This window comes from Pseudomonas sp. 2, assembly GCF_056627435.1.
Genome location: NZ_JBWXNG010000004.1, coordinates 1 through 12,282 on the forward strand (window position 1 = coordinate 1; position 12,282 = coordinate 12,282).

At 63.7% G+C, this 12,282-nt stretch carries 15 protein-coding genes; 12 read left to right on the plus strand and 3 right to left on the minus strand.

All coding sequences use genetic code 11. The features are described 5' to 3' along the window. Positions 1-36 precede the first annotated feature (36 nt). A complete protein-coding gene (locus AC1MEK_RS07710) occupies positions 37-996 on the minus strand; it encodes a hypothetical protein (RefSeq protein ID WP_480395676.1) in 960 nt (319 codons plus the stop codon). A 290-nt stretch (positions 997-1,286) separates the two neighbouring features. Next, complete coding sequence (locus AC1MEK_RS07715; protein WP_480395677.1) at positions 1,287-1,982, minus strand: aspartate/glutamate racemase family protein; 696 nt, start codon at positions 1,980-1,982, stop codon at positions 1,287-1,289. Positions 1,983-2,144: 162 nt separating this feature from the next. On the opposite strand from AC1MEK_RS07715, the gene trxC reads away from it, so the two are divergent. Further along, positions 2,145-2,579 (plus strand): thioredoxin TrxC, encoded by a 435-nt coding sequence (trxC, locus tag AC1MEK_RS07720; protein ID WP_480395678.1) that lies wholly within the window; start codon positions 2,145-2,147, stop codon positions 2,577-2,579. Positions 2,580-2,715: 136 nt separating this feature from the next. Next, positions 2,716-3,096 carry a PAAR domain-containing protein gene (locus tag AC1MEK_RS07725; protein WP_480395679.1) on the plus strand — a complete coding sequence of 127 codons (381 nt, stop codon included), beginning with the start codon at positions 2,716-2,718 and terminating at the stop codon, positions 3,094-3,096. On the opposite strand, the gene AC1MEK_RS07730 is transcribed toward AC1MEK_RS07725, so the two are convergent. Continuing rightward, complete coding sequence (locus AC1MEK_RS07730) at positions 3,093-3,872, minus strand: ParA family protein (protein ID WP_480395680.1); 780 nt, start codon at positions 3,870-3,872, stop codon at positions 3,093-3,095. The two genes, AC1MEK_RS07725 and AC1MEK_RS07730, sit on opposite strands and share 4 nt — an antisense overlap. Before the next feature lie 351 nt (positions 3,873-4,223). On the opposite strand from AC1MEK_RS07730, the gene AC1MEK_RS07735 reads away from it, so the two are divergent. From AC1MEK_RS07735 to AC1MEK_RS07780, 10 genes are all read left to right on the plus strand, one after another. Next, a complete protein-coding gene (locus AC1MEK_RS07735; protein ID WP_480395681.1) occupies positions 4,224-4,952 on the plus strand; it encodes a beta-ketoacyl synthase chain length factor in 729 nt (242 codons plus the stop codon). Further along, entirely contained in the window at positions 4,928-5,740 is an 813-nt protein-coding gene (locus AC1MEK_RS07740; protein ID WP_480395682.1) for a lysophospholipid acyltransferase family protein, read from the plus strand. Before AC1MEK_RS07735 ends, AC1MEK_RS07740 begins: the two co-directional genes overlap by 25 nt. Then, positions 5,715-5,975: a phosphopantetheine-binding protein gene (locus AC1MEK_RS07745; protein WP_480395683.1), complete on the plus strand. Its 261-nt coding sequence runs from the start codon at positions 5,715-5,717 to the stop codon at positions 5,973-5,975. Before AC1MEK_RS07740 ends, AC1MEK_RS07745 begins: the two co-directional genes overlap by 26 nt. Before the next feature lie 14 nt (positions 5,976-5,989). Continuing rightward, positions 5,990-6,244 (plus strand): acyl carrier protein, encoded by a 255-nt coding sequence (locus AC1MEK_RS07750; protein WP_480395684.1) that lies wholly within the window; start codon positions 5,990-5,992, stop codon positions 6,242-6,244. After that, complete coding sequence (locus AC1MEK_RS07755) at positions 6,241-6,786, plus strand: COG4648 family protein (RefSeq protein WP_480395685.1); 546 nt, start codon at positions 6,241-6,243, stop codon at positions 6,784-6,786. Before AC1MEK_RS07750 ends, AC1MEK_RS07755 begins: the two co-directional genes overlap by 4 nt. Continuing rightward, entirely contained in the window at positions 6,783-8,462 is a 1,680-nt protein-coding gene (locus tag AC1MEK_RS07760) for an ApeI family dehydratase (protein WP_480395686.1), read from the plus strand. Before AC1MEK_RS07755 ends, AC1MEK_RS07760 begins: the two co-directional genes overlap by 4 nt. Positions 8,463-8,620: 158 nt before the next feature. Further along, positions 8,621-9,355: a glycosyltransferase family 2 protein gene (locus AC1MEK_RS07765; RefSeq protein ID WP_480395687.1), complete on the plus strand. Its 735-nt coding sequence runs from the start codon at positions 8,621-8,623 to the stop codon at positions 9,353-9,355. Between the two features lie 59 nt (positions 9,356-9,414). Then, positions 9,415-10,296 (plus strand): LpxL/LpxP family acyltransferase, encoded by an 882-nt coding sequence (locus AC1MEK_RS07770; RefSeq protein ID WP_480396053.1) that lies wholly within the window; start codon positions 9,415-9,417, stop codon positions 10,294-10,296. Beyond that, positions 10,277-11,821, plus strand: a complete 1,545-nt coding sequence (locus tag AC1MEK_RS07775; RefSeq protein WP_480395688.1) for an HAL/PAL/TAL family ammonia-lyase — start codon at positions 10,277-10,279, stop codon at positions 11,819-11,821. The genes AC1MEK_RS07770 and AC1MEK_RS07775 overlap by 20 nt, the downstream gene beginning before the upstream one ends. Continuing rightward, complete coding sequence (locus AC1MEK_RS07780) at positions 11,814-12,242, plus strand: acyl-CoA thioesterase (RefSeq protein ID WP_480395689.1); 429 nt, start codon at positions 11,814-11,816, stop codon at positions 12,240-12,242. The genes AC1MEK_RS07775 and AC1MEK_RS07780 overlap by 8 nt, the downstream gene beginning before the upstream one ends. Positions 12,243-12,282 lie beyond the last annotated feature (40 nt).

The following is a 12,282-nucleotide window of genomic DNA, read 5'->3' on the forward strand; positions in this document are numbered from 1 at the left end:
AAATTCGCTCCTACAGGGATTGCGGCAGGCTTGGGATCATGTCGGTTTTGTCGAGGTTGCGACTGCAGGTGGGCTGGAAACCGCAGGCGCAGCCGGGGTCCCGGGCCTGGAGGCTTCTCTGGCCGCACGCCTCTGCATATACGCCTCGGTCCAAGTCACGGGTACAGGCGATGTTCTGGGGCTGAATTTCTTCGTGTACCCGGCATTGGCCGAGCTGGACTTGTCCTGTTTGGGGTCGACGATCCCGGCCAGGATGTCGTACAGCGTCAACTTACGATCCGGTGCCTGACGATTCGACGTGCCGGGCATGGTCGGGTCGTTCTTGATCCGGGCGTTGAGCTTCGCTTCGGCGTCCTTGGGATAATTCACCGCTTTCTCGACAGCGGGCAGGGATTGGTAATAACTCAGCGCCTCGCGATAGAACTTCGTCGCCTTGCCGGTGCGAATCTGCTCGAGGTTGCCTTCAGGGATCGCCGTCTTGTGCCAGGCGTCGTCCATCTTCTGCACGCCATGCCACGCGGCGCGTCGCTCGTTCTGGGTGAACATGCCGCTGTCGTCGTAGGCGATCACATTCAGCTGCGCCCGCGACAGATTGTCGAAAGGGCTTTTCGCGTATTTGTCGCCGGCGAGGGTCCTGGACACGAACTCACTGGCCTTGCGCGCGCGGTCCAGCAACTCGGGATCCCTGGTGTTCGGCACTTCCATCGCCCGGGTGAAACTGTTGGCCTTCGGAGTCTCCTGCAAAAACTCGTCGACCCGACCCCTGGCGTACTTGCCAAGCTCCGCGTGAGTCATCTCGGCGTCACGCTTGGCGGCCCGCGCGGTGCTTTCGTTCAACTGCCGGGCAAGCGGCGAGAAACTGGCCTTGTCGGCAGTAGGCTTCGTGGTTTTATCCACAGCCGGTTGATCGGCCTTTGCCGGATTGGAAGGTGAAACGGCGCTGGCCGACATCTTGGCGACAACCGCCGCTGCGGCCGCTTGAATCTGATTGATCATTGGCAACTCCCCTGGCAATCACATGACAGGGGCCAATGCGTCGAATCCTGCTCAAAGCCCCTTTGTGCGGGAAGCTATGGGGAGTGGGGCGCTGGGGCTAGCTGGGCGAACGAGGGACTCCTTTAGGATAAATGCGGCAAAGCCAAACGGGTTTCGCCCCGGAAATTCAGGGCGAAGATCGCAACTTTCGAGAAATGCTAAACGTCTCCAAACCTTCCCGATGTGGCGAGGAAAGACCGGGAAAAAGCCAATCCGAGAACACGGTCACAGGATGGAGGCGTTCAGCCGAATCAACTCCCCACCAACCACCCCAACCCCATCTTCACATGCTCTTCAGTGCTATCCACCAACGGCAGCGGGCTGTGCACGCCTTCGAGCAGCAGGCCGATTTCGGTGCAGCCGAGGATCGCGGCTTCGGCTCCCTGGTCGCGCAGTTGTTCGAGCACGCCCAGATAGAAGTCGCGGGCCGGTTGCTGGAACTGGCCAAGGCACAGTTCGGCGAAGATCACGCGGTCGATTTCGCTCATGGCCTCGGCGGTGGGCAGCAGCACGTCGATGTCGAAGCGCTCGGCGAGCCTGCGGCTGTAGAAGTCTTCTTCCATGGTGAAGCGCGTGCCGAGCAAGGCCGCGCGCCTGATGCCCTTGGCCTGTAGCGCTTGCCCGACGGCATCGCCGATGTGCAGCAGGGGGATGTCGACGGCCGATTCGATGGCGCTGGCGACCTTGTGCATGGTGTTGGTGGCCAGCAGGATCGCGCCGGCGCCCGCCCGCTCAAGGCCCCGTGAAATCTCGGCCAACTGCTCGCCCGCCCGGTCCCACTCGCCGGATTGCTGCCAGGCGGCGATCCCCGCGAAGTCCACCGAATGCAGCAGCAACGGCGCCGAATGCAAACCGCCAAGCCGGTCGCGGATGCCTTCGTTGAGCCACTTGTAATAAGTAACAGTCGATGTCCAGCTCATCCCGCCCAACACGCCGAGGGTTTGCATAAGGTCCTCCCTTCATTGGTTATCCGGTCAGGCTAGGCCGAATGTGTCGGGCGAACCAGTAACAGAATCGGTGCAAGCGGGCGGTACAGTCTTCGGCGTGACTTGATAAGCCAGGGTCGAGGCTCCATTTACCGCTCATTCGCCTTTATTCAGGTAGCCATCATGTCCGAACCGCTCGTCATCCCCTGCCCTCACTGCAACGGCCTGAACCGCATCCCCGCCGACCGCCTGCGCGACGGCCCCAAGTGCGGGCGCTGCAAGCAGCCGGTGCTGTTGAACACGCCGTTCAATCTGACCCAGGGCGACTACGCCAGCCAGATCAAGGGCGACCTGCCGTTGCTGGTGGACGTCTGGGCCGACTGGTGCGGGCCGTGCAAATCCTTTGCGCCCACCTTCGAGCAGGCCGCCGCGCAACTGAGCGGACGTGTGCGCCTGGCCAAACTGGACAGCGAGGCCAATCAGCAACTGTCGGCGCAACTGGGCATTCGCTCGATCCCCAGCCTGATTCTGTTCAAGAACGGCCGGGAAGTCGCTCGCCAGAGCGGCGCCATGCCCCTTGCGCAGCTGACCGCATGGCTGGCAAGCCAGGGGATTTGAAGGCCGGTTCTTCAGGCGATGCAGCCGGTTGCTGAGTTGCCGGTAGGACACGTCTGAAAGCGCCTTGCGGTCGCCAGGCGGCCGGATTCCACGTCTAGGATTTGCCGCTCCTACAGGCAATCCAGGGCTCGCAGCGATGACATGTATAATCCGGGAAGGTGATGCAACCACCACAGGCGGCGTCGTGCTTCAGACGTCGGGGACGCAGCGATGGCAAGAGCGCCGGCTGGCGCGCATGGGCGATCTGGTGTGGTGCCCGGTGTGCAATCAGGTCGGCTTCATTGCCCAGGGCAACCCCACGTTCATCGATCAACTCGTCGCGGTCGCGACCCAGGGCCAGTTGGTGCGCTGTGCCTGCCCCTTTGGCGAGCATCGTCTGATCGCCAGCCAGGACCAGTTGACCGCCGACATGGAAGCGGCGATCGACATTCCCAGGGACGACGCCCGCCAGGCGCTCAAGCAGGCCGAGCACATGACTCGGCGCATGGTGCTGGTCGCAGGGCCGCCCAAGCCTTAGTGATCGGTGTTGCTTTCCAGCAGGTGGTGCAACTCGATGAACTGCTGGCTGAGCTTGTGCCGCGCATCCAGATGAATCAGCGGCAGGCTGGCCTGGTGCGATTCGCGCATCTTTACCGAACTGTTGAGGTAGACCGGCAGCACCGGCAGGCCTTCGGCGATCAGCTCGTCGAGCATCTGCTGCGGCAGGCGCGCTTGGGACTGGAACTGGTTGACGATGATGCCTTCCACCTCCAGTTCCTCGTTGTGATCTTCTTTGAGGTCTTCGATTTCCTTGAGCAGGCCGTACAGTGCCTGGCGAGAAAAAGTGTCGCAGTCGAAGGGGATCAACACGCGATCAGCGGCGATCAACGCTGAAACCGCGTAAAAATTCAACGCCGGCGGGGTATCCAGATAAATGCGGTCGTAGTCCTCGTCCAGCTCTTCGAGGAGTTTGCGCAGCTTGTTGATCTTGTGTTTGGCCTCGAGTTTGGGCTGAAGATCGGCAAGCTCCGCAGTCGCTGTGACGACATGCAGGTTATCGAAGGGGGTTTCGTAGATATCGACCTGGTTCTTCTTGGAGAACGGCCCTGACGACAGGCTCTGCTTGAAGAAGTCGGCAATCCCCATGGGAATGTCCTCACCTGCCAGGCCCGTGAGGTAGTGCGTCGAGTTGGCCTGAGCGTCGAGGTCGATCAAGAGCGTCCGATAGCCTTCATTGGCACTGACCGCTGCCAGATTGCAGGCGATGCTCGACTTGCCGACACCGCCTTTCTGATTGAACACCACACGCCGCATTTCCTGACTCCCTGTTGCCGAATTGCCGTGAAAGATCGTCTTACGATCCGATGAATGGTCCCGAGTTTAGGCAATTGAGATACATCGGGCGAGCGTCATGGAAAAATCTGACGACCGGAGGAAACCCGCGGCCTTGCCGCGTTAAACACATCCTACAAAGCTTCGTCGTCCACCGCGCCCATACCAGTAGGAAATATCCTAAGTAAACAAACTATTTGTTTGAGCGTTTGCCTCTGTGCATTCGCATCAGGATAATGCCCCCCACTCGGTGATAGCGCCGCGCCATGGTTGGTGTCACTTCGGATACTCGAAGCCAGGAAGTAAGCCCGCATATGGGCGGGAATCAAACTCGTGATCAAGTTCAATATTACGCAGTGGCGTGCCTGGGCCCCGGGACTCGCGACGTCTGACGACTGGCGACAATGGAGCCTTGACCCGGCTGTTCCCGATGATCAGGAACAGGCGCCGGACGTGTCGTTTCTGCCGGCCATGCAGCGCCGACGCCTCAGCCGCCTGGCGCGGATGGCGTTCAGCGTAGGCTGGCCACTGGCCGAAGGCCATGCGCAGTTGCCGCTGGTGTTCGTCTCGCGCCACGGCGAAACCCCTCGCACCTTCGATATCCTGCGTGATCTGGCCGCCGAACAGCCACTGTCGCCCACCCAGTTCAGCCTGTCCGTGCACAACGCGGTGATCGGCCTGTGGTCGATCTTGCGCGGAGAAACCAGCGAAATGACCGCACTGGCCGCCGCTGGCGACGGCCTCGAACACGGCGTGCTGGAAGCCGCGACCCTGCTCGAAGAGGGCGCAGCAGCCGTGCTGCTGATCATCACCGAAGAAAGCCCGCCTGCCGTTTACGCGCCGTGGATCGACGACGTGCCGTTCCCCTACGCCCTGGGACTTTTGCTCACACCAGGCGACGAATGGCAGCTGACGCTGAGCCGCTGCGAGTCTAAGGACGGCACAGATTCGCCTGGCCGCTGGCCACACGCGCTCAACCTTTTACGAGCGCTGTCGACACAACAGAGCACCTTGCAGCATCCCTGGAAAAATCGGCTATGGAACTGGCAACACAACCGCTGAGCAAGAGTCGCGACGCCTATTACTGGCGTCTTTTTGCGACGGCCACAAGCTTTGCCCTGTTCGGGCTGGGCGGGCTGTGCCTGCGTCTTGTGATCTTCCCGCTGCTGTCGCTGCTGCCAGGCTCGGCGTGCGACCACCAGCGCCGTGCCCGCCGCACCATCAGCCGGCTGTTCTGGGCCTTTATTCGGTTCATGGCCCGCACGGGTGTGCTGACCTATGACGTCGAAGGCGCCGAGAAGCTCGGCCGCCCCGGCCAGATGATCATCGCCAACCACCCTTCGCTGATCGACGTGGTGTTTCTGATCGGCCTGGTGCGGGATGCCAACTGCGTGGTCAAACAGAGCCTGTGGCAGAACCCCTGCACCCGCGGCCCGGTCAACGCCACCGGCTATGTGAGCAATGACGGCAGCGCCGACATGCTGGAAAACGCGGCGAACCTGCTGCAATCCGGGCAGACCCTGATCATTTTCCCGGAAGGCACCCGCACCCAGCCCGGCCAGCCGCCGGTGTTTCATCGTGGCGCGGCGGCCATCGCGTTGCGCGGTGCCAGCGTCATCACGCCGGTGACGATTCACGTGTCGCCCACCACACTGACCAAGGCCGAGCCCTGGCACCGCATTCCCCAGCGCCGCCCGCACTTTCACCTGCGCGTGGGCAACGATATCGATCCAGCGGCGTTCGCCGCGCTTGGCCCGGCCCCTGTGGCGTCGCGCAAGCTCAATGACCATCTGCATCACCACTTCATCAAGGAGCTCGCCACAGATGAGCGATCTGCACCTGGAAATTAAACAGCTGATCATCGATGCCCTGGGCCTCGAAGACATCAGCACCCACGACATCGGCAACGACCAGATCCTGTTCGGCGAAGGCCTGGGCCTGGATTCGGTCGACGCCCTGGAACTGGGTCTGGCCATTCAGAAACGCTACGGCATCAAGATCGACGCCGACGCCAAAGACACACGCACCCACTTCACCAGCGTCGACAGCCTCGCGGCCTTCGTCAGCGCCCGCCAAGTGGCCTGAGGAAACAACACACCATGCAATCCCGTGAAGAGATCTTCGAAACCCTGCGCACCGCGCTGGTCGAGCTGTTCGAACTCGAACCCGAGAGCATCACCCTGGACGCCAACCTGTATCAGGATCTGGAAATCGACAGCATCGACGCCGTCGACCTGATCGACCACATCAAGCGCAAGACCGGCAAGAAGATCGCCGCTGAAGAGTTCAAGTCCGTGCGCACCGTGGGCGATGTGGTCGAGGCCGTCTACCGGTTGGTCAACGCCGCCGCATGAGTCGTCTGATTGGCCTGATTCTGGTGATCGCGGGCGTGCTCTATCCGTTTGCCGTGTATTTCGGCATGGAGCATTTCTCGCCTTGGCAGTTCGCCTTGCTGCTCGGCGTGCTGTGGGCGGCGCGCGCGTTGACCGGCGAGCGGCGCCCCGGCAGCCTGGGCATGGCGCTGGTGGCCATCGGCTTCTGCCTGCTGCTGGCGCTGTTCGACAACCCGCACCTGCTGCGCTGGTACCCGGTGCTGATCAGCGGCTTCATGCTGACGCTGTTCGGCCTGAGCCTGATGCGCGGCATGCCGATGGTCGAGCGCCTGGCGCGCCTGACCGACCCGGAGCTGCCGGAGATCGCCATTCGCTACACCCGCCGTGTCACCCAGGTGTGGTGCCTGTTCTTTCTGTTCAACGGTCTGGTCGCCGCGGCGCTGACCCTGTGGGCGCCACTGAGCTGGTGGACGCTCTACACCGGCCTCATCGCCTATGGCCTGATGGGCCTGCTGTTTGCCGGTGAATGGATCGTCCGTCGACGCGTGCGGGGGCAGGCATGAGCTGGATAAACCTTGAGCATCTGCTGCTCGACGCGGACCCGAACCGCGTGGTCGCTCATGCCCCGAGCCTGAATCAGGCGCAGTGGCGCGAGCATGCCCTGAGTGCTGCTGCGGCGCTGCAACAACGCGGCATCGCCAGTGTGGCGATTCACCTGGAAGACGCAGGCGAGCTGGCCGTGGCGCTGTTCGCCGCCTGGCGCGCGGGTGTGCGCGTGCTGCTGCCGTCGGACTTGCAGGAGCAGACCCGCCAGCGTTGGGCAACCCAAGTCGACCTGTGGCTGACCGATGCGCCGGGCGACACCCGCCTCGACGCCTTGAGCGCTGCGCCACTCGCTCCTGCTGTACTGGACCTGGACGCCTGCGTGTTGAGCCTGTGCACCTCCGGCTCAAGCGGCGAACCCAAGTTGATAGAAAAGCGCCTGCGCCAGCTGGCCAACGAGGTCAACGCGCTGGAGCGCCTGTGGGGCGCGGACCTGCCGGACGCCTGCATCATCGGCAGCGTCGCCGCGCAGCATATCTATGGGCTGTTGTTCCGCGTGCTGTGGCCGCTGTGCGCCGGGCGCAGCTTCGTGCGCAAACAGCTGCCGTTCCCCGAAGATCTGCAACGTGCCAGCCGCGAGCACGATGCCTTCGCCTGGGTCGCCAGCCCCGCGCTGCTCAAGCGCATGGGCGATAACCTGGACTGGGCCAGCATGAGCGCGGTGCGCCGGGTGTTTTCGTCCGGTGGCGCGCTGCCCGCCGAGGCCGCCGAAAGTCTGCAGCAGCGCCTGGGTCAGTGGCCTGCGGAAATCCTCGGCAGCTCGGAAACCGGCGGCATCGCCTGGCGTCAGGGCGATCCGCTGTGGCGCGCCTTCGATGACGTGACGCTGAGCCAGGACGAAGACGGCGCACTGCGTATCGAGTCGCCCTATCTGCCGGTCGGCCATATCGAACAGACCGCCGACGCCGCGCGCTTCACCGCCGATGGCCGCTTCGAGCTGCTGGGCCGGCTGGACCGCATCGTCAAGCTGGAAGAAAAACGCATCTCCCTGCCGCTGCTGGAGCAGGCGCTGGCGACCCACGAATGGATCAGTGAAGCGCGCATGGGCGTGGTCCGGGAAAACCGTGCCTCCCTCGGTGCGCTGGTGGTGCTGAGCCCGCAAGGCGTGCAGGCGCTGCGCAATCACGGCCGCCGCAACCTGACGCAAGCCCTGCGTCAGCATCTGGTGCCCCATTGCGAAACCCTCGCCCTGCCGCGCCGCTGGCGTCTGCTCAGCCAGTTGCCGCTGAACACCCAGGGCAAGCTGCCCCAGGCCCAGGTCGAAGCGCTGCTCGTCGCGCCGCGCATTCAGGCGCCCGAAGTGGTGAGCCAGCAGCAGGTCGAGCAGGAGCTGCAATTGGAACTGATCGTGCCGCTGGACCTGGCACATTTCACCGGCCATTTCCCCACCGCGCCGATCCTGCCGGGCGTGGTGCAGATCGACTGGGCGATCGAGCTGGGTCAGCGGCTGATGAACCTGCCACCGCGCTTTGCCGGGATGGAAGTGCTGAAATTCCAGCAGCTGGTGCGCCCGGGGGATCAGTTGACCCTGACCCTGCGTTTCGACCAGGAGCGCGGCAAGCTGCATTTTGCCTATCGCAATGGCGATGCGGCGTGTTCCAGCGGCCGGATTTTGTGGGGTGTAGCCGATGTTTGATAGGGCCGCAGTCAATCATTGCCTGACCGGGCGCCTTCGCGAGCAAGCTCGCTCCCACAGGGAAACGGCGAACGCCCAGATTCTGCACACATCTTGTGGGAGCGAGCTTGCTCGCGAAGAGGCCAGCAATCCCCATGCAACCATCAAGGCCCAACACCATGCATAACCCCTGCGCCGTGATCCCGGTCTACAACCACGAGCTGGCCGTGCCCGCCGTGGTGGCCGAGCTGCTGACCGCCGGCCTGCCCTGCGTGCTGGTGGACGACGCCAGCAGCCCGGCCTGCGCGGCGGTGCTCAAGCGCCTGGCCGAACAGGACAAGGTGTTCCTGGTGCAACTGCCGGTCAATCAGGGCAAGGGCGGCGCGGTCATGGCCGGACTGCGCGAGGCTTCGAAACTGGGCTTCAGCCATGCGCTGCAGGTCGACGCCGACGGCCAGCACGACCTCAACGATATTCAGGTTTTTCTCGACAACTCCCGCGAGCATCCCAAATCGCTGATCTGCGGCTACCCGCAATACGACGCCAGCGTGCCCAAGGGCCGGCTGTACGCGCGCTATCTGACCCACGTCTGGGTGTGGATCAACAGCCTGTCGCTGCAGATCCCCGACTCGATGTGCGGCTTTCGCGTCTATCCACTGGGGCCTGTGCTGCACCTGATCGACACAGTCAATCTGGGCAAGCGCATGGACTTCGACCCGGAAATCCTCGTACGCCTGTCCTGGCGCAACCAACCGATGCGCTGGCTGCCGACCAAGGTTCACTACCCGCAGGACGGCCTCTCGCACTTTCGCCTGTTTCACGACAACGCGCTGATCTCGAAGATGCACACCAAGCTGTTCTTCGGCATGTTGGCGCGCTTCCCGCTGATCCTCTGGCGCCGGTGGCTGCCGTGAGTGACGCCGAGCAAAAGCAGCACTGGGCAGAGCACGAGGAGCGCGGCAGTTTCGCCCTGATGAAGCTCACCGCCTGGGGCGTGAAAGTCCTCGGCCGTCGAGTGCTGAGCCCGATTCTGCATGGCATCGTCCTGTACTTTTTCCTGTTTGGTCGCACAGCGAGGCGCAGTGCCTGGCAGTACCAGCAGCGCCTGGCCGACTGGAGCCAGCAACCGCAATTGCGCCCGACCCACTGGCGCGTGTTCAAACAGTTCATGGCCTTCGCCGACGCGCTGCTGGACAAGCTCGACGTGTGGAACGGCAAGCTGGGCATCGAGCAGATCGAAATCGTCGACCCCGCGCACCTGCGCGATCAACTGCGTGGCGAGCGCGGGCAGATGCTCGTCGGTGCGCACCTGGGCAACCTCGAAGTCTGCCGGGCGCTGGCCGAGCTGGGCGAAAAGGTCACGATGAACGTGCTGGTGCACACTAAACACGCCGAGCGTTTCAATCGTCTTCTAGGTGAGGCCGGCGCGACCAACCTGCGCCTGATTCAAGTCAGCGAACTGGACCCGGCGATCATGCTGCAACTGAGCCAGCGCCTGGATCGCGGCGAATGGCTGGCGATTGCCGGTGACCGCGTGCCACTGCACGGCGGGCGCAATGTGCGCGTGGATTTCCTCGGCCACTCGGCGGCATTTCCGCAAGGCCCGTGGCTGCTGGCCGGTTTGCTGAAATGCCCGATCAACCTGATTTTCTGCCTCAAGGGCCCCGCCGGTTACCGCGTGGTGCTTGAGCCGTTCGCCGCTGCCGTGGAGTGGCGACGCAACGATCGCCAGCAGGTGATCGCCCGCTGCACCCAAGGTTACGCCGACCGTCTGGCGCACTACTGCCTGCAAGCGCCGCAGCAGTGGTTCAACTTCTACCCGTTCTGGAAATCCGATGACGAACCAAGCACCTGAGCCGATCATCTTTGGCGAACGCCCTCTGCGCATCGAGGACGTTCTGGCCCTGTCCAACCGCCAGCGGCCGACTGCCTTGCAGGGCGACAAGGACTACCGCCAGCGCATCGCCAAGGGCGCGCAGTTCCTCGATTCGCTGCTGGACAAGGAAGGCGTGATCTACGGCGTGACCACCGGCTATGGCGACTCCTGCGTGGTGGCCGTGCCGCTGCAACACGTCGAGGCGCTGCCGCGTCATCTGTACACCTTCCACGGTTGCGGGCTGGGCAAGATGCTCGATGCACAGGCCACCCGCGCCGTGCTGGCGGCGCGCCTGCGTTCGCTGTGCCATGGCGTGTCCGGGGTGCGGGTCGAATTGTTGGAGCGCCTGCAGGCGTTTCTGGAGCACGACATCCTGCCGCTGATCCCGGAAGAGGGCTCGGTGGGCGCCAGCGGCGATCTGACGCCTCTGTCCTACGTTGCCGCCACCCTCTCGGGCGAGCGCGAGGTGATGTACAACGGTGAGCGTCGCCAGGCTGCCGACGTGCACCGTCAGCTGGGCTGGGACCCGCTGGTGCTGCGCCCGAAGGAGGCGCTGGCCTTGATGAACGGCACGGCGGTGATGACCGGCCTGGCCTGCCTGGCCTTCGCCCGCGCCGATTACTTGCTGCAACTGGCCACGCGCATCACCGCGCTCAACGTGGTCGCGCTGCAGGGCAACCCGGAGCATTTCGACGAGCGCCTGTTCGCCGCCAAGCCGCACCCGGGCCAGACCCAGGTCGCCGCCTGGCTGCGCAAGGATCTGGCCATCGACGCACCGACCGCGCCGCTGCATCGCCTGCAGGATCGCTACTCCCTGCGCTGCGCCCCGCATGTGCTGGGCGTGCTGGCCGACAGCCTGAGCTGGCTGCGCGGCTTCATCGAGGTGGAACTGAACAGCGCCAACGACAACCCGATCATCGACGCCGAAGCCGAGCGCGTGCTGCACGGCGGGCACTTCTACGGCGGGCACATCGCCTTTGCCATGGACAGCCTGAAGAATCTGGTCGCCAACGTCGCCGACCTGCTCGACCGTCAGTTGGCGCTGTTGGTGGACGAACGCTACAACCACGGCCTGCCGAGCAACCTGTCCGGCTCCCCGGCGGATCGCGCGATGATCAACCACGGCTTCAAGGCGGTGCAGATCGGCGCCAGTGCCTGGACCGCCGAAGCCCTGAAAAACACCCTGCCGGCCAGCGTGTTCTCGCGCTCCACCGAGTGCCACAACCAGGACAAGGTGAGCATGGGCACCATCGCCGCGCGCGACGCCATTCGCGTGCTGGAGCTGACGGAACAGGTCGCCGCCGCCACCTTGATCGCCGCCAACCAGGGCGTCTGGCTGCGCAGCCGCGATGCCGATGCGCGCCCGCTGCCACCGGCACTGGCGGCCATGCACGAGCAACTGCGCGAGGATTTCCCGCCAGTGATCGAAGACCGCGCGCTGGAAGGCGAACTGCGCCTGTGCCTGCAACGCATCGCCGAACAACACTGGAGGCTGCATGCGTAACAAGGGGGTTTTCCACGAAGACACCGAAGTGCTGGTGCCGTTTTTCGACGTCGACACCATGCACGTCGTCTGGCACGGGCACTACGTGAAGTACCTGGAAATCGCCCGCTGCGCGCTGCTCGACAAGATCGGCCACAACTACACCCACATGCTCGACTCCGGCTACGCGTGGCCGGTGATCGACCTGCAACTGCGCTACGTGCGCGGCGCGGTGTTCGGCCAGAGCATCAACGTGCGAGCGAGCCTGGTGGAGTGGGAAAACCGCCTGAAGATCGATTACCTGATCACCGACAAGGCCACGGGCGAGCGTCTGACCCGCGCCAGTACGGTGCAGGTGGCAGTCCTGATCGAAACCCGCGAGATGCAGCTGGCCTCGCCCAAGGTGTTCGTCGAAGCGGTGGAGAGGGCTCTGAAATGCTGAGCATTGAAAGGGAATTCTCACAATCAACACCGTCCTCTGT

Coding starts and splice junctions, on each gene's coding strand:
- AC1MEK_RS07725 (WP_480395679.1), top strand. CDS start 2,716: ATGACATGTATAATCCGGGAAGGTGATGCAACCACCACAGGCGGCGTC.
- AC1MEK_RS07730 (WP_480395680.1), bottom strand. CDS start 3,872: ATGCGGCGTGTGGTGTTCAATCAGAAAGGCGGTGTCGGCAAGTCGAGC.
- AC1MEK_RS07745 (WP_480395683.1), top strand. CDS start 5,715: ATGAGCGATCTGCACCTGGAAATTAAACAGCTGATCATCGATGCCCTG.
- AC1MEK_RS07775 (WP_480395688.1), top strand. CDS start 10,277: ATGACGAACCAAGCACCTGAGCCGATCATCTTTGGCGAACGCCCTCTG.
- AC1MEK_RS07750 (WP_480395684.1), top strand. CDS start 5,990: ATGCAATCCCGTGAAGAGATCTTCGAAACCCTGCGCACCGCGCTGGTC.
- AC1MEK_RS07770 (WP_480396053.1), top strand. CDS start 9,415: ATGAAGCTCACCGCCTGGGGCGTGAAAGTCCTCGGCCGTCGAGTGCTG.
- AC1MEK_RS07765 (WP_480395687.1), top strand. CDS start 8,621: ATGCATAACCCCTGCGCCGTGATCCCGGTCTACAACCACGAGCTGGCC.
- AC1MEK_RS07780 (WP_480395689.1), top strand. CDS start 11,814: ATGCGTAACAAGGGGGTTTTCCACGAAGACACCGAAGTGCTGGTGCCG.
- AC1MEK_RS07760 (WP_480395686.1), top strand. CDS start 6,783: ATGAGCTGGATAAACCTTGAGCATCTGCTGCTCGACGCGGACCCGAAC.
- AC1MEK_RS07740 (WP_480395682.1), top strand. CDS start 4,928: ATGGAACTGGCAACACAACCGCTGAGCAAGAGTCGCGACGCCTATTAC.
- trxC (WP_480395678.1), top strand. CDS start 2,145: ATGTCCGAACCGCTCGTCATCCCCTGCCCTCACTGCAACGGCCTGAAC.
- AC1MEK_RS07715 (WP_480395677.1), bottom strand. CDS start 1,982: ATGCAAACCCTCGGCGTGTTGGGCGGGATGAGCTGGACATCGACTGTT.
- AC1MEK_RS07710 (WP_480395676.1), bottom strand. CDS start 996: ATGATCAATCAGATTCAAGCGGCCGCAGCGGCGGTTGTCGCCAAGATG.
- AC1MEK_RS07755 (WP_480395685.1), top strand. CDS start 6,241: ATGAGTCGTCTGATTGGCCTGATTCTGGTGATCGCGGGCGTGCTCTAT.